The following is a 20481-nucleotide window of genomic DNA, read 5'->3' on the forward strand; positions in this document are numbered from 1 at the left end:
ATATCGGATTAATCTAAACTGGCAGTTATCAGTTTCAGGAACTCACTTCTTGTAGAATTTTTCAAAAACTCCCCGTCAAAAGCTGAGGTAGTAGTCACCGAATTCTGTTTTTGCACACCCCGCATCATCATACACAAATGTTTTGCTTCTATTACCACAGCCACACCCAAAGGATTCAATGTTTCTTTGATCGCATCGCGGATCTGAACGGTTAACCTCTCCTGCACTTGCAATCTTCTTGCAAATACATCTACCACTCTTGCAACTTTACTCAGCCCCGTTATCCATCCGTTGGGTATATAGGCCACATGTGCTTTACCAATAAAGGGTAACATATGATGCTCACACATGCTGTATATCTCAATATCTTTTACAACAATCATTTCACTTACCGGTTCATGAAATTTAGCAGAGTCAAGAATGGCATGTGCATCTAATTGGTAACCTTGTGTCATGTATTGCATGGCTTTTGCCACACGTTCCGGTGTTTTCAACAATCCTTCGCGGTTTGAATCCTCTCCGAGCAAATCAATTATATCTTTATAATTTTTTACCAGGTTTGAAGTAGTATGCTCGTCGTAATGCTCTGTCTTTTTATATGCCATTGGAGAAATTTAAAATATTAAATGTTATGCCGGGTATTCCACATAGTTTCTTGGTGTTTCATATAAACGGATCATCAAATCCTTTTTTTTGCTGATATGCGGCCGTAGCAAATCATGAATCACTACTGCAATATTTTCAGCAGTCGGATTTAATTCTTTGAATTCTTCAGTATCAAGATTCAGGTTTTTATGATCAAACCGATTAATTATTTCCTGTTTGATCAGATCACTCAGTTCTTTCAGGTCCATTACATAACCGGTTTTTTTATCTGGCTTACCTGTTATCCTTACTTCAAGATCATAGTTATGGCCGTGATAATTTGGTAATGCACATTTACCAAATACTTCTGTATTCTTTGCATCATCCCAATCCGGGTTAAACAACCGGTGGGCCGCATTGAATTGCTCTTTTCGTATTACTGCTACTTTCTTACTCATAATTTGAATTTACGAAAATATTTACCTGCAGGACGTTGGATAATAAAACAGTCGACCAATGAAATTGTTTGAGAGCAATATTATTTAATTGTTACTGCCCGCCATAATATTCCACATATATCTTGGAAGTTTCTGTCAACTTTAAACAGTGCAATTGAACACCCGCTGGCAAATGTGGTTCCAGTTCATTCCAGATTGCGATCACAAGATTTTCGATGGAACACATTTTACCCCGCATAAACTCAACATCCACATTCAGGTTGCGGTGATCGAGTTTATCAACTACTTTTTCATTTACCAAGGCACCCAATTTCTTAGCATCATAAATAAACCCTGTATCCGGGTCTGGCTCGCCTTTGATGGTTACAAAGAGTTCAAAGTTGTGTCCATGCCAGTTCTCATTGGCACATTTGCCAAACACTTCATCATTTTTTTCCTTAGTCCAGTCGGGATTGTACAGCTTGTGGGCAGCGTTAAAATGTTCTATTCTTGTTAAGTAAACCATGCTTTACTTTTTTATTTCCCCACAGCAGTTTGGGCGGGGGAAATTTGTGATGCATCTGCTAATTAAAGATGCGTAAGATTGTTTTTAGTCCTGTAAAAACAGGGCTTCAAATATAAGCCAATGAGCCCGGTAGTATGGCTTTTAAATAAACTATATTTTTGTCAGTATGAATATCCTTATTGTCGCTGCAACAGCTATAGAAATCAAGCCTTTTCTGCAATACCTTAAAAAAAGAAAGGATGAAGCTGATATTGATGTATTGATCACAGGCATTGGGTTAACAGCAACCACCTATTCATTGACCAAACATTTCACCATTAAAAAACCTGATCTTGTAATTCAAGCCGGTGTGGCAGGTTGCTTTGATTCGTTAGTCGAATTGGGTGAAGTGCTGATGATAAAGCAGGATACAATTGCCGATCAAAGTGTAGTTGAATTAAAAAAACTAAAAACTCTTTTTGATCTGAATCTTGTTCCGCATGATCAGCATCCTTATACAAGTGGATGGCTGATCAATCCATTGAATAGATTTCTTGGTTTACCGGGCATTAAACAAGTAAAGGGTATTTCAGTGAACCAGATAAGCACATCTGCTGAAATGATAAAATTTTACAGGAAAACATTTAATCCTGTAACTGAATCGATGGAAGGTGCAGCATTGCATTATGTATGCCTGATTGAAAATATTCCATTTATTCAATTGAGAAGCATTTCAAATTATATCGGCGAACGGAATAAAAAAAAGTGGGATATGCAGGATTCGATTAAGAATCTGAATAAGGAATTAATAAAGCTTGTTAAAAAAGTCAGCTAACCAAGTTTCAATAATGTAGCAGCCACTATACCTGCAGTCTCTGTTCTCAATCTTGTTTCGCCCAAACTAACCGGAATAAAATTATTTTCAAGAGCAAGATTTATTTCTATCGAAGTGAAATCACCTTCAGGGCCGATGAGGATTAGTTGATGTGCAGATGTGCGGATGTGCGAATGACTTAATGCTTGCTTCTCACCTTCAATACAATGAGCTATGAGTTTCTTATAATCCGCAAATTCGCACATTAATAAATCCGCAAATTGTTTTGGCTCAGACAAAACCGGCAACCATGTTTGTTGAGATTGCAGCATAGCACTTACACAAATAGTTTTCATCCTATCATGTCTGAATTTTTGCTTCTCGGTTCTTTCACAAATCAAAGGAATGATTTCACTTACGCCGATCTCCGTTGCTTTTTCTAAAAACCATTCAAAGCGGCTGGTGTTTTTGACAAGAGATATGGCGACAGTAATTTTCTTTGATGCTGGATGCTGGATACTGGATGCTACTGCTTTTACCGTACAATGTTTCTTATGAGCATCACTGATCTCACAATTAAGCAGACTACCTTTTCCATCAGTAAGGTTTAACTTCTCCCCTTTCTGCATACGTAATACCTGCACAACATGACGTGAAGTGTCCTCATCAAGTATTATTGTTTTTGCCGAAGCATCATAAGATTCTATATAAAAAAAAGGGAGTGACATTCTTATAAAAATAAAAAAGCTCCCCGAAATTAAGGAGCTATTATTTATTAAGTTTTACCTGTTATCTAAAATGGATTCTCATCATCTTCATTTCTATCATTCATCTTGCTTCCGGTTTGTATAAACAGTTTGGCGCCACCTGTATCATCCTTCACAGGTGTCCAGTTACCCGGAGGTAAACCCATACCGGTAAAATCGCCGCCCTCATCTTCTGTGAATTTCTGAATATGCAATAAGGCACGAAGCTTAATTGTTTCTAACGAACCATTACGGTGTTTAGCTATCCTTACGTGAGTTTCACCCCTGTTATTCTCACCCATTTCATTGGTGGTGATATCATAATATTCCGGACGATAGAGGAACATAACCATATCCGCATCCTGTTCGATGGCTCCTGATTCACGCAGGTCACTCAGTTGCGGCATCTTGTTTCCTTCTTTTCTTTTTTCTACCTCACGGCTTAACTGTGAAAGTGCAATAATGGGTACTCCCAATTCTTTTGCCAGTGCTTTCAGGTTTCTTGAAATATTACTGATCTCCTGTTCACGGTTACTGTTCCTGTTTTCTCCAGTACCACTCATCAACTGTAAATAGTCAATAATGATCAAGCCAATATTATGTTTGTTTTTTAAACGGCGGCATTTTGCACGCAACTCAAAAATGTTCAACGCAGGAGTATCATCAATAAAAATGGGGGCTTCGGACAAACGCTGGATACCGCGGGCATACAACTGTTTCATTTCATGCTCTTCCATTTTGCCTCTGGCAATTTTCTCAAGCCATATTTCACTTTCAGCAGAAAGGATACGTTGCACAAGCTGGCCTGCACTCATCTCTAAGCTAAAGAATGCAACCGGTGTTTTCTTGTTTACACTCAAGGCCGCATTGCGAGCAAGATTCAATGCAAAAGCTGTTTTACCAACCGCAGGTCTTGCGGCAAGGATAATTAAGTCAGTTTGTTGCCATCCATAAGTAACCCTGTCAAGGCTAGAGTAACCACTCGGCACACCCGTAATATCTTCATTACGGTGACGCATATCTTCAATCCGCTGAATTGTTTTTACCAATACAGAATCGATTGAATCAAAATTTTTACGCAGGTGATTATTTGTTATCTCAAACAGTTTGCTTTCGGCATCATCCAATAAATCGAATACATCTGTTGAATCTTCGTAAGCATCACCAATTATTTCACCGCTGATGCGGATGAGTTCACGTTGTATAAATTTTTGGAGGATGATCCTTGCATGCGCAACAATATTGGCAGAAGAAACCACCATATTGGTAAGCCGGGTTACATAATAAGGTCCACCAACCATTTCCAGTTCTTCACGAAATTTTAATTCTTCTGCTACTGTTAAAATATCTATTGGTTGGCTTTTATTAGCAAGACCCTGCATGCTTTTAAAAATGCGCTGATGTGCCTCTACATAAAAACATTCAGGCTTCAGAATTTCAGCCACACTATCAAATGCATCTTTCTCCAGCATGATGGCGCCAAGTACAGCTTCTTCTAATTGTTTGGCTTGCGGTGGAATTTTTCCATAGACCATTGTTCCCAGGTCAACTGCTGATTTTTTTCTTTGTGTCCTGTCCTTATTGATATTCGGTACTGCCATGTTCAGTTATAGCGATAAAGAGTTATTCATTGATGTTTATCAACGACTATCGGGTGATCAGGTCCATACTTGAATCGGTAATTTTTGGTTCTGTTCGGATGGTCTCCCTCAAAGTCAGACAGCGAATATAAGCTTGATAAAATCATCAGGAAAAATTTTTCTTTTTTCACAAATTTTACAAAATCAATTGCCGGTTATCCACAATTATCCGGGTCTTTGTATTGATGTAAATTAAAAAAATCAATTGTTATTTTCCGGGAAAGATGTACACTTTGGTTGTTAAAACTGAGGTGATTTTACCTCGAAAAAATCAACGGCCTGCCACCAATGCGTTTATTTTCAATTGGGCCATTTTTTGCTCATAAAATAGTACACAATAAAGCCCCGATTCGGGAGTTATAAAAAGTAGTTCTTTAACCAAACTGTCTGCCGCATGTATTTTTTTCACTTTAAAAAACCTATAACCATGGAAATTTCAAAACATGCAGGCCCCACAAGACCCTTACTCACCCAAACCAAAAACAACACTACACTGTGGATCGGGCATCTTAAGTCCGACCCGACTGACCATTTTGCCGGCCAGACTTTTCATTGCAATGCCGATGGTAAACTGGACAATATCCAAATATTTGCCGATGCAGTGCAGGTACCCGGCGAAGTAACCCTAAGTCTTCACGCATTTGACACCTTATCAAAAACATGGGGTGATGTGCTGTGCAATTCAAAAGTGAATATCCAGCGAAATGACGAGTCAAAATGGATCCGCTTTGATTTACCGGCTATAGAACTTAAATCCGGCAAGAGCTATGGCTTCCGGTTGAACACTAATGATGCTATGGTGGCAATTGGTGAAGCAGCCAGTCCGTCAAAACAACCTTTTGCATTTGGCCAGGAATGGAAAGCTGATTCTGGCGATAAGAAAGGACATTTCTATTCTTATTTCAGCCTTGTGTTTAAGATCGAGCTTTGCGCATAGTTCCATCGCTATTGTCCGTGTTTGCTCTTAGCCTTTTCTTATCTTCGCAGCTAATCTAAAGACGAGGTAAACACATGACGATTTCGTACAAATGGCTGAGTGAGTATCTCCCCGCAGAGGTGGAGCCTGAAAAATTATCCCGTATCCTTACTTCAGTTGGTTTGGAAGTTGAGAGTTTTGAAAAATATGAAGAAGTAAAAGGTGGGCTGAAAGGACTTGTGATCGGTGAAGTTTTAACTACTGAGAAACATCCCAATGCTGATAAACTTACTTTAACTACAGTAAGTACAGGTAATGGTGAACCGCTGCAGATCGTATGCGGCGCACCTAATGTTGCTGCCGGCCAAAAAGTGATTATTGCAAAAGTGGGAACCACTATTTTTCCAACAACCGGTGATCCCCTGACGATGAAGATCGCAAAGATCCGTGGCGTTGAAAGTCATGGAATGATCTGCGCCGAAGATGAGATAGGAATTGGCAGCTCACATGCAGGTATAATAGTTCTACCGACAGATGTAAAGATTGGAGTACCAGCAGTAGAATATTTTAATCCTTATTCTGATTATGTGTATGAAATTGGCTTAACACCCAACCGCATGGATGCAATGAGCCATTGGGGTGTTGCCCGTGATGTTTGTGCTTATCTTTCTCATCATGATAAAAAGAATTATAAACCCAAATTACCAAATGCAAATAGCTTCAAGGTTGATAATAACAATTTGAAAATTGATGTTACAGTTGAAAATACAGTAGCCTGTCCACGGTATTCCGGTGTAAGTATTTCAAATGTTGCCATAAAAGAATCGCCGCTTTGGTTAAAACAAAAATTAAAATCTATCGGGCAGCGGCCGATCAACAATATTGTTGACATCACTAATTTTATTCAGCATGAAACGGGTCAACCGCTGCATGCTTTTGATGCAGATATGCTGAAAGGCAAAAAGATCGTTGTAAAAAACCTGGCTGAAGGTTCAAAGTTTGTAACGCTGGATGAAAAAGAAAGGAAACTCAGTGCCGAAGATCTTATGATCTGTGATGGTGAAGAAGGAGTTTGTATTGCCGGTGTATTTGGTGGGCTGCACAGTGGTGTTACTGATCAAACAAAAAATATTTTTCTTGAAAGTGCATTTTTCAATGGCATTACGTTGCGCAAAACATCTTTCCGTCATGGGCTGAGAACCGATGCTGCGAGCCGTTTTGAAAAAGGAACTGATATTTCAAGCACGGTGAATGTGCTTAAAAGAGCAGCTTTGCTGATAAAAGAGATTTGTGGCGGTGAAATTTCTTCAGATATAGTTGACATTTATCCAAAGCCAAAAGAAAAAACACAGGTAACGATAAAATATCATTACCTGAAAAAATTGAGTGGTAAAAATTATCATCCGGATTCAGTTATAAAGATCCTGACAGCATTGGGTTTTGAAATTGTAAGAGAAGGTATTGATGATTTAATAATCGCTGTTCCATTTCATAAACCGGATATCAGTTTGCCCGCAGATATCGTTGAAGAAGTTTTAAGAATTGATGGTTTAGATAATGTTGAGATACCCGGAGCTATTACTATTACTCCTTCTGTTGAAGAAAATTATTCTTCAGAAATTTTAAAAGAGAAAGCATCAAACTACCTGGTTGGCTTAGGTTTCTATGAAATAATGACCAACTCCATCACAAATGCCGCTTATTTTTCTGATGAAGAAAAGCAAAGCATGGTAAAGATGATGAACAGCCTGAGTGCTGATTTAAATATTTTACGTCAATCATTATTTGAAACAAGTCTTGCTGTAGTTGCTCATAACCTAAACCGTCGCAACAGTTCATTAAAACTATTTGAGTTCGGAAAAGGATATGCAACATCAGGCTCCGGCAAGTACCAGGAAATGGACCAATTATGTGTAGTGATAACAGGTAATGTAACGGAAGATAACTGGAAAGAAAAAGCCAATGTTTCTGACTTCTATTACCTGAAAGGTGTAGTAAATGGAATTCTGAAACTACTGGGTGTAAATGCAGACTCAATAGAGATAATGCCAGTACCGAAGTTGGATAATCATATCGTACTTAAATCAGCTGGAAAAATTATTGCAGGTGCAGGACAAGCAAGCAAAATAATGCTTGAGAAATTCGACATTAAACAACCTGTTTTCTATGCAGCATTTAGCTGGGCTGATATAGTGGAATTATCTTCTCAAAAAAATAATGCAATTAAAGAATTATCTAAATACCCAGCTGTACAACGTGACCTTGCAATGATCGTTGCAAAAGAACTAAGTTATGGTGAGGTGGAGAAATCAGTGCAAAACATTAAACTAAATAATCTGCGTGAAGTAAAGCTGTTTGATATATTTGAAAGTGAAAAGCTGGGAGCCGGTAAAAAATCAATGGCGGTTAACTTTACCTTCCTTGATGAGGAAAAAACACTGACCGATAAAGAGATTGACGGCTGGATGGCTAAGATCATGACGACGCTGGAAAAAGAATTGAACGCTGAAATAAGAAAATAAATACACAGTATTAATGTCTGAATTAGAAAAACAGGTAAAACGCATACAGGATAAAGTTCAGCAATTGCTGAAGCAGCAACAGCTTTTGTCAAAAGAAAATGATGAACTAAAGAACGAATTGAATGCCTTTAAGAAAGATGCAGCCACTCAAAAATCAACGATTGATGAATTGAAGCAGCAGGCCAGTATTTTAAAAATGAATTCGGTGGAGATGAATGATTCAGATAAAAAAGAATTTGAAAAAAGGCTGAACCACTACATTAAAGAGATTGATCGTTGTATTGCGATGCTCAGCAGTTGATCACTATACCCGTTTTACCAGGCGCATCTGCATTTCCTCTATACCATCCGATAATTCAAGTGTGTAAACACCGTAAGGCAATGTACTTAACCCGGTCCATTCCATTTCATGATCTTCGTTTGGCATTATCGTTTCCATGCTACTGCATGCACTGCCTTTGTCATCTTTAAGTACAGCTTTTAATACAGAATCGGCTTTTGCAGATAGATGCAGACGTAACGTGTCAATAAAGACAGTTGATTTAACTTTGGCAAACATGAATATCCCTGTTAATTTTGATTGCTTAACCTGTTACAATAAATTTCAGGGGAACGGTAATGGGGGTAGTAAAGTTTTCGAGGGGCAACTAAAATAGAACAACTAATTTAAAAATGCAAACCATGGAAGAACTTATTCCAATAACCGCCATTATCGGCGATAGAAGCTACAGGATAAAAATACAACCCAAGGATGAAGAAGTAGTCCGTAGGACATTAAAGGTGGTCAATGATAAGATCATCGAGTTCAAAACTATGTTTGCGGGTAAGGATATGCAGGATTATATCGCTATGGTGCTGGTATGGTATGCAACCGAGCAAAACGCATCGCTGGCCAATGAGCTGAATGAAGATAATATATCCGCAAAACTGAGCCTGATTGAAAAAATGCTGGAAGGACAGGCAGCGCAGAAATAATAATTCCTTTGCAAGCTGTTCACTTTAAATAGGTGTATAAAAAATAACTAAGGGATTTTTATTGGACACACTTACACATATAGCCATCGGCGCTTGCATAGGAGAAGCTGTTTTACATAAACAGATAGGCAAAAAAGCGTTGCTATGGGGAATACTTGCCCAATCAATTCCGGATATAGATTTTATTGCATCTTTCTGGCTTGATCCATCAGAAAACTTACTGGCTCATCGTGGCTTTACGCATTCATTTTTATTTGCCATATTTATTTCACTTTCAATGTCATTGGCAGCTGATCACTGGCACCGTCCCCATAATATCCGTTTTACGAAATTCATTTTGTTCTTTACTGCACAGGTATTTATTCATGATATCCTTGATGCAATGAACAGTTATGGTGTCGGGTGGTTTGAACCCTTTAGTCATAAACGTATTTCATTCAATATCCTTTTTGTAGCTGATCCTTTGTTTTCAATAGCACCCGGCCTGGCCGTAGCAGCTTTATTTATTTTAAAAAACAGTAAAAGCAAACTACGAGCATTTTGGATGAGGATTGGTTTAACCCTGCCTCTTCTCTATCTCGGTTATGCTGGTTTCAATAAAATAGCAATTGATAAAGATGTACAAGCTGCGTTTACAGTACAAAAAATTCAGCATACTGATTATTTTACTACACCAACACCTTTTAATAACTGGCTTTGGTATGTGGTAGCAAAAAGTGATAGCGGTTATAATATTGGTTATCGGTCAGTATTCGACAAAAACCCGACAATTTATTTTACCTACTTTCCCCGAAACGATTCATTAATGAAATCTGTACTTGACAATGAGGATGCCCAGAACCTGCTTCGGTTTGCAAGAGGATTTTACACCATCGAGTACTGGAATGATACTTTAATTTTTAACGACCTCATCTTTGGCCAGGTAGCCGGTTGGCAAAACCCAAAAGCTAAGTTTGCCTTTCATTATTTTTTGGATAACCCAAGTGGAAATTTACTGGTAGTACAACGTGGCCGCTTGCAAGGCTGGAACCGGGAATCTCTAAGAGCATTGTTCAAGAGAATAAAAGGAAATTAAATAATCCTTTCGTTATATGTTAGAGACACAGATAAGTGCTTATTGTCCCCTTCGCAGTATGAATAAAGAAACAACTCCCCTAATTTTCCTAACTTACAGTAAACATTTTTTTATGTCAAAATCAATACAAGGTTCCGACCGCCGGAGTTTTATAAAAACTACAGCAACACTTACTACAGTTTTTACAGGTATTACTCTTTTTCCTCAAACGGGCTTTTCAATGGATAAGCTTCCGGCTGATGAAATAAATATAATCGGGCCCAAAGAAGGTTTTTCGCCACAAGTAGGCACATTGGTTTCGATGATGAACTGGATGCGAAATGTTGTACTAAGCCCTGTAAAAGATATGACAATGGAGCAACTGGATTTTTTGTTTGATAAAAACTCTAATACGATCGGAGCTATGTTATTGCATTTAGCCGCCACTGAAAAATATTACCAGCTCAATACATTCGATGATATGAAATGGGGAAGCTGGGATGAAAGCATAAAAAAGCAATGGGATACACCAATGAGTTTGGGTGATGAAGGAAGAAAAAAGATAAAAGGAAACAAGCTGGAATATTACCTGGATATTTTAAAGGAGGGCAGAGAAAAATCAATTGCTGAATTCAAAAAACGGGATGATGCATGGCTGCTGAAAGCAGATACAACATGGCCTTGGGGCCCTACCAATAATTATTGTAAATGGTTTCATGTAGTAGAACATGAATCCAATCATAACGGGCAGGTCAAATGGATCAAGAGCCGTTTGCCGGGAGCAAAGTCAGGGAATGATTAAATAAAAAAATGTACGAATAAAAAAATCCCAGCTGCGATCAGCTGGGATTAGAACTAATGGGTACTTTTTTATTTGGTTTTCCAATGTCCGGTATAGTTAGTACTTACCAGACACCCATCCTTCTTACTAACACCAATATTGTTTAACTGCAACCACCCTGGTTACCGCAGTTCAGACATTTATAACAAGTGCCGCTACGCATCATGATATGACCGCAAACATTACAAGCCGGCGCATCACTCTGCATATTTTTATTAGCAGCATTCATTGCATCTAATCCATTCTCCATTTTTGTTGATGCAGATACAGTTGAACGCTGCGCTTTTGCTACTTGTGGTACCACACCACCCGTGGCAGAACCAATGATACGTACTCCTGATAATTCCTGCGCAGGTGCCGGTACATATTCAAGATTGGAAGGAATTTCATCCCAGTCATCAGAACCTGTGTTCAGCACTTCGGGTTTATCCAGCACATGCACCAGATCAGTTCTTCCGAGATATTCATAACCAAGTACACGGAAAATAAAATCCACTATAGACGACGTGGTTTTAATATTCGGATGTTCAACAAATCCGCTTGGATCGAATTTGGTAAAGGCAAATTTGTCAACGAATTCTTCAAGCGGCACACCATATTGCAAACCGATAGAGATTGAAATAGCAAAACAGTTCATCATGCTGCGCATAGTAGCTCCTTCCTTCGCCATATCAATAAAAATTTCTCCAAGCGTCCCATCTGCGTACTCTCCTGTTCTTACGAATACAGCCTGGCCGTTGATCTTTGCTTTTTGTGTAAAGCCACGACGTTTTGCAGGCAGTGAACGACGCTCAACGATACGTGCCAGTTGGCGTTTCAATTTTGTATCAGCGCTGTTTTGTACACGGCGGTTTACTTCATCAAGCAGTTCTTCAACAGTGAGCTGTCCAAGATCTACAATATTACTTTCTGGCTGCTGATTGATGGCTACCGGTTGTTGTTCTTCAACTTCTGCAACTGTTTCTGTTTTTTTCTTCTTATCAGATTTGTTGCTCAATGGCTGTGACAATTTAGAACCATCACGATACAATGCATTTGCTTTTAAGCCCAACTGCCAGCTCAGGTAATATGCATCTGCTATTTCTTCTACGGTAGCTTCATTAGGCAGGTTAATTGTTTTCGAGATAGCACCACTGATAAAAGGTTGTGTGGCACCCATCATACGTATATGGCCATTAGCGTGGATATAACGCTGACCTCTTGTTCCGCATTTATTGGCACAGTCAAAAACGGGCAAATGTTCATCTTTCAAATATGGAGCTCCTTCCAGCATACCGGTACCACATACATAGTCATTGGCGGCAAATATCTGCTCTTCGGTAAATCCTAATGCTTCAAGTAGGCTCCATTCAAAATCATTATACTGTTCTTCAGTAAATCCAAGACGCTTGAGGCATTCTTCGCCCAATGCATATTTATTAAATACAAAACCGATTTCAAAAGCAGTAGTAACCGCAGCATCCAGTTTCTTGATCTCTTCAGCAATAAATCCTTTTTCACTCAAGACCTGGTGATTAATAAAAGGTGCGCCGGCAAATGAACCCGTGCCGATTGCGTATTTAATAATGGTATCAGTTTCTTTTTCGCTGTAACCTAAATTTCTCAATGCAGTCGGTACTGACTGGTTGATGATCTTAAAATAACCACCACCGGAAAGTTTTTTAAATTTTACCAATGCAAAATCAGGTTCAACACCGGTTGTATCGCAATCCATTACCAAACCGATGGTGCCTGTAGGTGCAATAACCGTTGCCTGTGCATTGCGGTAACCATACTTCTCTCCCATTTCTACTGCATCATCCCATGCTTTGCATGCAGCCTTCAGCATATAGTCAGGGCAATACTGAGATTTAAGACCCTGTGGTTTCAAGCTCAGGTTTTCATATTCATCCGCATCATATGCAGCGAGGCGATGATTGCGCATTACCCGCATCATATGAGTTTTGTTTTCTTCGTATCGGGGGAAGGCGCCAAGTACCTGCGCCATCTCTGCTGATGTTTTATAAGAAACACCCGTCATAATAGCTGTAATAGCTCCGGCTATTGCTCTTGCTTCTTCGCTATCATAAGGAATACCGCTTACCATTAATAATGTACCGAGGTTTGCATAACCCAAACCGAGAGTACGATATTCATAACTCAATTGGGCTACTTCTTTTGAAGGGAACTGCGCCATTAACACAGACACTTCCAATACAACTGTCCACAAACGGCAATTGTATTCATAGCCCTCTACATCAAACACATTTTTCCCTGAATCATAAAATTTCATCAGGTTAGCTGATGCGAGGTTACATGCAGTGTTATCAAGGAACATATATTCACTGCAAGGATTAGATGCATTGATGCGTCCACCTTCGGGGCAGGTATGCCACTCATTAATAGTAGTATCATATTGAGCACCGGGATCAGCGCAACGCCATGCAGCATAAGCTATCTGGTTCCAGAGTTCCCTTGCAGGGATCTTCTTCATTGTACGGCCATCAGTTCTTGCTTTCAGTTCCCAATCTTCATCATTATTCAGTTTATCGAAAAATGAATTGGGAATACGAACTGAATTATTAGAATTCTGACCACTTACTGTTTTGTATGCTTCGCCTTCATAATCGTTGCTGTAACCGGCATTGATCAATGCACCTACTTTCTTTTCTTCTTCTACTTTCCAGCTTACAAAGTCAATGATCTCCGGATGATCCAGATCCAAGCAAACCATTTTAGCTGCGCGGCGTGTAGTACCGCCGGATTTGATAGCACCTGCGGCACGGTCACCAATTTTTAAGAAACTCATTAAACCGGATGATGTGCCACCACCACTTAATTTTTCGCCTTCACCACGGATATGAGAGAAGTTAGTACCAACACCTGAACCATATTTAAAGATGCGTGCCTCACGGATCCAGAGATCCATGATACCACCATCATTAACGAGATCATCACTTACACTTAATATAAAGCATGCATGCGGTTGCGGACGTTCATACGCTGAAGTTGATTTCTTCAATTCGCCATCAACAGGATCAACATAATAATGTCCCTGTGGTTTTCCTTTTATACCATAGCTCTCATACAAGCCGGTATTAAACCATTGTGGTGAATTGGGTACACACATCTGGTCTAATATAGAGTATACTAACTCTTCATAAAATACCTGTGCATCTTTTTCAGATGAAAAATATCCGTAACGTTCGCCCCATACTCTCCAGCAATTGGCAAGACGATGAGCTACTTGTTTCGCAGATGTCTCACGACCTAGTGAACCATCGGTTTGTGGTACACCTGCTTTACGAAAATATTTTTGTGCTAAAATATCTGTGGCAATCTGGCTCCATTGTTTCGGCACTTCCACATTGTTCATTTCAAACACTACTTCACCACTCGGGTTTCGGATAACTGAAGTACGATAATCATATTCAAACTGGTCGTATACATTAATATCTTCACGAGTGAAGCGACGACGAAACTGCAATCCGCTCTGAGCGGATGCTCCTTTTTTACTTGCCATAACTAAAAAGAATTTATTGGGTTTTGGTCGATAGACCTTCTGGCGAAAGTCTCTAACGAAAGTATTTTTTACAATCAGTATTTCCTATTTGCAAATATCCACAAAAGTGGATAAGGGATGTGGAATTTTTTTAAAAGCCCGCCTGTATTAAGTTTCATGCCTTTTGCACAGTTTCATTGAAAATATCTGAAAAAAAATTTTGGAAAATTTCATAGTTGTCCGTACTCGTATCTATTACTTAAACATCGTCTTTTTAAACATAACTCCGGTAAGGCTTTTAAGGTCATGTGCCCTTTAAAAGCCTTGTCAGGCCGGCGTTTTATAGAATTTGACAGCCGGAAGCCTTGATAAGTAAGGGTTTAACCAAATACTTGTTTTTAAATATTAATTATTGAATTTTCTGATATGATTCAAACCTGGTTTTTATATCCCCTAAATAATTTTTTGGCTAAAAGAAAATGAGTGTAAACACAGTTAAAGACTATATAAGATTAAACCTTTCCCGTTATAGGTTACGCTTATTTACTCTCAAGATAAACGTAAAATTGAAATGGGTAAACCGGAAAAGTTTTTGCATTTTTGCATATACCCAACCGGGCAATATGAAGACAGGCATTTATCAATCACTGGAACAACGAAAGAAGCGGGGACAAAAATCATTCGCCGTACTGATCGACCCTGATAAAGTGAATCATCCTATGCTGGATGAATTGATGGATCTGTCTATTGCGGCAAAAGTTGATTATCTCCTGGTAGGCGGCAGTCTCGTTATCTCCAACCATCTTGACGATTGTATTCAGCATATCAAAAAGAACTGCAATATCCCTGTTATATTGTTTCCTGGCAGCCCTTCGCAAGTAAGTAAATATGCTGACGCCTTATTATATCTCTCACTTATATCCGGACGTAATCCCGAACTGCTGATAGGTCAGCATGTGGTTTCTGCTCCATTTGTAAAAATGAGCGGACTGGAAATTATGCCCACTGGTTATATGGTAATTGATGGCGGCGCCCCTACAACGGTGTCTTATATCAGTAACGCCTCGCCTATCCCGGCAGATAAAAATGAAATAGCTATGTGTACAGCAATGGCTGGTGAAATGCTGGGCATGAAATTAATTTATATGGATGCCGGCAGCGGCGCCAAAAGAGCAATTACTGAAAACATGATCGAATCCGTTGCAAAAAGCATAGCTGTTCCCCTGATTGTTGGTGGTGGTATTATAGAACCTGAAAAAGCCTACATGAACTGTAAAGCCGGCGCTGACGTAATTGTTGTCGGCAACGCAATAGAAAAAAATGCTTCACTGATCAAAGAGATGGCGGCCGCGGTACATAGTGTTCCTGTGAAGGCATAAACCGGGTTTACATTAGAAATTTCCTGAAACTCTTTTTGGTGTTTTCTCTCCTGAAATAATTTTTTCACATCCGGCAATAATATTTTTTAAGACTATTGACATTACTCCTGGATTCAAACCTATCAATTCGTCGCAAGGTTTATGATAACAAGGATCATTATCATAACTGGTCATTATAGAATGTGCCGGAACTCCTTTAAGTGCAAATGGATAGTTATCCGAACGCAGGAAAAGATTGTCGGCAGCTGGTTCTTCCAATATTTTGTGTCCTGGAGTATTTAGCGACTCCTGCATAATTTTTTTCAGGTCTGAATTTTTTTCTCCCGTAATAAAAAATTCACCTGGCTTTCCCTCAGTGTATTTACCCAGCATTTCAAGGTTAATCATTGCTTTGATACTTTCAGGTCTTAATATATCTGCTAAATTATAAGAGCCTCTCAGTCCTATTTCTTCTCCTGCAAAGGCGCAAAACATCAGTGTACGTTCATTATCATTTCTTGCAGCATAATATGCAGCCAGCGAAAGCATAGACGCTACGCCTGAAGCATTATCATTAGCACCGTTAAAAATCGAATCAGCTGCTAATTGCTTGTTAACACCTATGTGATCATAATGCGCAGAGAAGATTATAATCTCAGATGGCTTGGTTTTTCCTCTAAGCAAACCCACCATATTAAACATAACGTTATTGGTGTAATCCTTATCGGTGGATATATCAACTTCTTCGGGTTTTTGTTTGGAAGAAACCAGTAATACATTTGAAAATGGAACAAGGTTTGGAACCAATAGTTTATTACTGTTGATCTTTTCTGATTTGTCTTTGTTTCCTTTCCACCATATCAGCACAGGTTCTGTTTCGTTCCAATAAGTATATAAAATTGAATCCGGCAACTTGCCCTCTATCTCGATCAGCCTGAAATCAGAAAGTGTTTGTCGTGCCGGATATTTTTCTCCTGTAAAATAAAAAAAATGATCCTGGCTTAAACGCTGTCCATTCCATTTAAGCAGATCCCGTGATATAGTTTTGAATGTGCCGGCATTGAAAGGAATATAATAATCAAAAAAACCGGTTAATGGCTGCAGACCAGCCTTTGCAAATTCCACTTCAATATAATTAGCAGCTTTAAAAAGCTCAGGTGAAAAATTTTTGCGCCCTTTTAATGAGTCTGATGCTAACACTTTCAAATGCTGATCTATTAACTCAGCAGATACAAGTTCATTTTGTGCAAATGATTTAAACGTCGGCAATGAAATAAAGAGAACCAATAAAAATCTGCATATTCTCATACCCTAAAAATACTCATTGTCTCAATTCTTCCGTCTTCACCCTCGAAGGCGAATCCTTTCCTGCAATGATCGTTTTGGAGCTGATAGCAATTGACTTTATGATCTGCGCCATATTTTCCATGTCCAGTGTTTCAATATGGTCAGTTACTTTATGATAGTTGGGCTCGCTGTCCATTTTAGAAGTAGAGATCGTATGTGCAGGCACACCTAATCTTGCCAGCGTTGCATTATCCGAACGGTAAAACAATTGCTGATCAGTATAAGGATCCGGATGAAAAGTAAACCCGCTGCCCTCAAGATTTTTTTGAAGGATAATTCCCATATCCGTTTTTTCATAACCCGTTATATAAGCTGAGTTCTTTCCCCATTTACTTTCAGTACCGATCATTTCAATATTAAACATGGCCATTACTTTTTCCGGATCAAACTGAGTGGAAAAATAGCGGGAACCAAAGCCGCCTGATTCTTCTGCAGTAAAAGCGGCGAATACAAGAGTCCTTTCGTTATTATTTAATGCCTTGAAATATTTTGCCAGCATCATCACTGCTGTTGTACCAGCCGCATCATCATTAGCGCCATTATAAATAGAATCGTCATTCACCGGTTTGCCAATCCCCAAATGATCATAATGTCCTGAGAAGATTACATATTCATCTTTCTTCGATTTACCCGGTAATATTCCAACTACATTCGTCAACTTTTGTTCTGTAATTTCATGAACAGCTTCTACTGAATAATTTTTAGGTTCGGTATCCGTAAGAATAAAAATTACATTAGTAGCTGTTTTAAACATTGTAGATTTTAACCGTGCAAGATTGCCAAATCCATTTGCAAAACTTGTATTCACGAAAGCAATTGTATTCTTGTTTTCCTTTACCAGTTTTCTTGCTTCCTGTTGCAGGTTCATGTCACTTTTAATAATTACTATATTGTAACCTGAGCCCTGATCAGCTTTTAATTGTGGCTGACAGGTAATAACAATAACGTTTTTCTGGTCAATTGCATTGCCATCTAATGTAGCTGATGCACTAATGAATTTAGGACGAATCATTGCAAACTCCTGCAGGTAACCATTATTACCCGGCACAGTTTGCAAACCCGTTTTCTTAAACTCATCAGCAATAAATGCAGCAGCCTTCTCAATACCCGGTGTAAATGTCCGGCGGCCCATCATATCATCAGCACTTAATACTTTTTCTATTCTTTCTACTTCTTTTGCATTAATAATAGCATCAATGTTCTGTGCAGAAATAAAAAAGGTTGTTGCTATGAACAACCCGGTTACAAATACTTTTTTCATTAAATATTAAATTGAAAATTTTAAATAACAATAATTAAAGACTCATCATTTCCTTAAACTTTACTGTTTGGCGACGACTTACTTCAATTTTTTCTCCGCCTTTTAATTCGAGTAGCAGCCCGCCATTAAAGTAAGGTTCTATTTTCTCAATCATGCGAAGATTGATAATATGCTTCCTGTTTGCACGGAAAAACATTTTAGGATCCAGTCTTTCTTCGAGTGCATTGAGAGATTTTAAGATAAGCGGTTTATTAGGACCAAAGAATACTTTAGCATAATTGCCTACACTTTCAAACAAACGGATCTCGTTCAGCTTTACAAACCAGCACCGTTCTCCATCTTTTACAAATACCTGGTCGTGTTCAGCCAGCATACTATTATTGATATTCTCAACAGCTATCCTGTTTTCTTTTGATTCGACAAAACCTATTTTTTGAATCGCATCAGCTAATCTTTTAGGCTCAACAGGTTTCAATAAATAATCCAAAGCATTTACTTCAAATGCTTTTAATGCATATTCATCGTAAGCAGTAGTGAAGATGACATGCGGTGCACGGTCCAGTTCACGCAGCATATCAAATCCTGTTTTTCCGGGCATTTGAATATCTAAAAAAATTAAATCCGGCTGTAATGATTCTATTTTTGCAATTCCTTCTTCAGCATTGGCCGCTTCATCAGCCACTTCAATTTCCGGAAAATCCTGTAATAATTTTTTCAATTCGGCACGGGCCAGTCTTTCATCGTCAATGATCAATGCTTTCATGTTAAGTTTTTAATGTATGGTTACAGGCAGTTGTACCCTTGCCTCTACTATCTGCGGTGTTATTTGTTTCAATTCAAATTTTGCATTGTCGCCATATAAAATATTCAAGCGGTTCAATGTACTTGACAATCCAAAACCTTCCTTGTTAATAGTACCATTTAGCTTGCCGGTATTTTGAACGGCCAGTTCATGATGATTATTTTTAAAATCAGAGATCACTTTTACCACACCACCAGATAATTGTTTGCTGATGCCATGTTTGATCGCATTTTCAACAAGTGTCTGCAACATCATGGGCGGCACTTGTTGATCCAAAGTATCATCATCAATCTCGTATACTATTTTCAACCTGTCCTCAAATCGCATATTTTCCAATGCCAGGTAATCCTTCACAATATTAAGTTCACGTTCCAAAGTAACTGACTCCACTTTTTCCACCTGCATGCTACTGCGTAAAATATTACTTAATTCTGTGATCGCCTTTCTGGCTCTTTCCGGGTTCTCTACCACCAAAGCACGGATGCCATTCAATGAATTGAAAATAAAATGAGGGTTGATATGCGCCTTGATTGTTTGCAGCTCAAGTTCTTTTACCAAAGCTTCAAGTTTAAGAGTATCTAATTGCTGCTTCCTGGATTTTTCAACAAAATGATAAATAAAGTAGATACAGTTCCAGATAAAGATCAGGATAAATGCATTAAAACTGAACTTCACCAATTCACTCACGAAATTATCACGCCGCATTTCCTGCGTTTCGAGATTAAATAAGTTATAAGCACCTATTTCAATGCCAGAAAATATAACTGCACAAATGAATGTAAGGAGTACAAATCCTATTACCTGTTTATTTAATGGTTTTAACAAAAGATCTACCCTATGTATAAACCATCTCATCATATGAGTAATCAATGTACCCACCGTTACAAAAATGCCCATCCTCTCCACATAAGCTGAGGATAGAATATTCAGGCTTGCAGCTATGAATAAATAAATACCTGCAAAACCTAGCCACCCAGCTGCCTGGAACAACCAATATTTGGAATAATGTGAATTCATAATTGTCGCAATCTAACCAATCCTTTGACCAGTTATCTTCCGTAAATATACCAGTGGCAGATTGGTTTTACAAATGGGAGATAACTGACACAAATATGCAAGAAAAAGCGTAAACCTTTTAAAGGAGTTATTGTTATACAATCTTTAGCAAACGGCCTGCAAAAAAGGACTAATTTTACA

Annotated in this window: 19 protein-coding genes; 8 read left to right on the forward strand and 11 right to left on the reverse strand. The window is 38.6% G+C overall.

Annotated features, from left to right (window positions below; all coding sequences use genetic code 11):
- Positions 1-8: 8 nt before the first annotated feature.
- From folE to E6H07_00330, 3 genes are all read right to left on the reverse strand, one after another.
- Positions 9-605: a GTP cyclohydrolase I FolE gene (gene folE / locus E6H07_00320; GenBank protein TMI64395.1), complete on the reverse strand. Its 597-nt coding sequence runs from the start codon at positions 603-605 to the stop codon at positions 9-11.
- A gap of 24 nt (positions 606-629) precedes the next feature.
- The gene (locus tag E6H07_00325; GenBank protein ID TMI64396.1) at positions 630-1043 is read right to left on the reverse strand and encodes a 6-carboxytetrahydropterin synthase; all 414 of its coding nucleotides are present in this window, start codon (positions 1041-1043) and stop codon (positions 630-632) included.
- Between the two features lie 91 nt (positions 1044-1134).
- Complete coding sequence (locus E6H07_00330; protein TMI64397.1) at positions 1135-1548, reverse strand: 6-carboxytetrahydropterin synthase; 414 nt, start codon at positions 1546-1548, stop codon at positions 1135-1137.
- A gap of 166 nt (positions 1549-1714) precedes the next feature.
- Here E6H07_00330 and mqnB point away from each other — a divergent pair, with 166 nt between their 5' ends.
- On the forward strand, positions 1715-2362 hold the full coding sequence (gene mqnB, locus E6H07_00335) for a futalosine hydrolase (GenBank protein TMI64398.1): 648 nt from the start codon (positions 1715-1717) through the stop codon (positions 2360-2362).
- Here mqnB and E6H07_00340 read toward each other — a convergent pair.
- Together E6H07_00340 and dnaB are read right to left on the reverse strand one after the other, a co-directional pair.
- Entirely contained in the window at positions 2359-3069 is a 711-nt protein-coding gene (locus E6H07_00340) for a 16S rRNA (uracil(1498)-N(3))-methyltransferase (protein ID TMI64399.1), read from the reverse strand. The genes mqnB and E6H07_00340 overlap by 4 nt on opposite strands.
- Positions 3070-3134: 65 nt before the next feature.
- The gene (dnaB, locus tag E6H07_00345) at positions 3135-4688 is read right to left on the reverse strand and encodes a replicative DNA helicase (GenBank protein ID TMI64400.1); all 1554 of its coding nucleotides are present in this window, start codon (positions 4686-4688) and stop codon (positions 3135-3137) included.
- 466 nt (positions 4689-5154) lie between these two features.
- Here dnaB and E6H07_00350 point away from each other — a divergent pair, with 466 nt between their 5' ends.
- The 3 genes from E6H07_00350 (at position 5155) to E6H07_00360 (ending at position 8466) form a co-directional block, all read left to right on the forward strand.
- Positions 5155-5664 carry a hypothetical protein gene (locus E6H07_00350; GenBank protein TMI64401.1) on the forward strand — a complete coding sequence of 170 codons (510 nt, stop codon included), beginning with the start codon at positions 5155-5157 and terminating at the stop codon, positions 5662-5664.
- Between the two features lie 74 nt (positions 5665-5738).
- Positions 5739-8165: a phenylalanine--tRNA ligase subunit beta gene (locus tag E6H07_00355; protein ID TMI64402.1), complete on the forward strand. Its 2427-nt coding sequence runs from the start codon at positions 5739-5741 to the stop codon at positions 8163-8165.
- Positions 8166-8178: 13 nt separating this feature from the next.
- Positions 8179-8466 carry a hypothetical protein gene (locus tag E6H07_00360; protein TMI64403.1) on the forward strand — a complete coding sequence of 96 codons (288 nt, stop codon included), beginning with the start codon at positions 8179-8181 and terminating at the stop codon, positions 8464-8466.
- Between the two features lie 3 nt (positions 8467-8469).
- Here the strand turns inward: E6H07_00360 and E6H07_00365 are convergent, their stop codons facing one another.
- The gene (locus E6H07_00365) at positions 8470-8724 is read right to left on the reverse strand and encodes a hypothetical protein (GenBank protein ID TMI64404.1); all 255 of its coding nucleotides are present in this window, start codon (positions 8722-8724) and stop codon (positions 8470-8472) included.
- Between the two features lie 122 nt (positions 8725-8846).
- On the opposite strand from E6H07_00365, the gene E6H07_00370 reads away from it, so the two are divergent.
- The 3 genes from E6H07_00370 to E6H07_00380 all read left to right on the forward strand — a co-directional run bounded on the left by E6H07_00370 (position 8847) and on the right by E6H07_00380 (position 10996).
- Complete coding sequence (locus tag E6H07_00370) at positions 8847-9140, forward strand: cell division protein ZapA (protein TMI64405.1); 294 nt, start codon at positions 8847-8849, stop codon at positions 9138-9140.
- A 61-nt stretch (positions 9141-9201) separates the two neighbouring features.
- On the forward strand, positions 9202-10215 hold the full coding sequence (locus tag E6H07_00375; protein TMI64406.1) for a metal-dependent hydrolase: 1014 nt from the start codon (positions 9202-9204) through the stop codon (positions 10213-10215).
- Between the two features lie 112 nt (positions 10216-10327).
- Positions 10328-10996 carry a DUF664 domain-containing protein gene (locus tag E6H07_00380; protein ID TMI64407.1) on the forward strand — a complete coding sequence of 223 codons (669 nt, stop codon included), beginning with the start codon at positions 10328-10330 and terminating at the stop codon, positions 10994-10996.
- A gap of 142 nt (positions 10997-11138) precedes the next feature.
- Here the strand turns inward: E6H07_00380 and E6H07_00385 are convergent, their stop codons facing one another.
- Positions 11139-14537 (reverse strand): vitamin B12-dependent ribonucleotide reductase, encoded by a 3399-nt coding sequence (locus tag E6H07_00385; protein ID TMI64408.1) that lies wholly within the window; start codon positions 14535-14537, stop codon positions 11139-11141.
- A 602-nt stretch (positions 14538-15139) separates the two neighbouring features.
- Between E6H07_00385 and E6H07_00390 the strand changes: the two genes are divergently transcribed.
- Positions 15140-15895, forward strand: a complete 756-nt coding sequence (locus E6H07_00390) for a geranylgeranylglyceryl/heptaprenylglyceryl phosphate synthase (GenBank protein TMI64409.1) — start codon at positions 15140-15142, stop codon at positions 15893-15895.
- A gap of 12 nt (positions 15896-15907) precedes the next feature.
- On the opposite strand, the gene E6H07_00395 is transcribed toward E6H07_00390, so the two are convergent.
- The 4 genes from E6H07_00395 to E6H07_00410 are packed head-to-tail and all read right to left on the reverse strand — an operon-like array spanning position 15908 to position 20301.
- Positions 15908-17182: a M28 family peptidase gene (locus tag E6H07_00395; protein TMI64410.1), complete on the reverse strand. Its 1275-nt coding sequence runs from the start codon at positions 17180-17182 to the stop codon at positions 15908-15910.
- 13 nt (positions 17183-17195) lie between these two features.
- Entirely contained in the window at positions 17196-18482 is a 1287-nt protein-coding gene (locus tag E6H07_00400; GenBank protein ID TMI64411.1) for a M20/M25/M40 family metallo-hydrolase, read from the reverse strand.
- Positions 18483-18516: 34 nt separating this feature from the next.
- Positions 18517-19245 (reverse strand): response regulator, encoded by a 729-nt coding sequence (locus E6H07_00405; GenBank protein ID TMI64412.1) that lies wholly within the window; start codon positions 19243-19245, stop codon positions 18517-18519.
- A 9-nt stretch (positions 19246-19254) separates the two neighbouring features.
- Positions 19255-20301, reverse strand: coding sequence for a sensor histidine kinase (locus E6H07_00410; GenBank protein ID TMI64413.1), 1047 nt, complete (start codon positions 20299-20301; stop codon positions 19255-19257).
- Positions 20302-20481 lie beyond the last annotated feature (180 nt).

It is taken from the genome of Bacteroidota bacterium (assembly GCA_005882315.1).
Taxonomy (GTDB): domain Bacteria; phylum Bacteroidota; class Bacteroidia; order Chitinophagales; family Chitinophagaceae; genus VBAR01.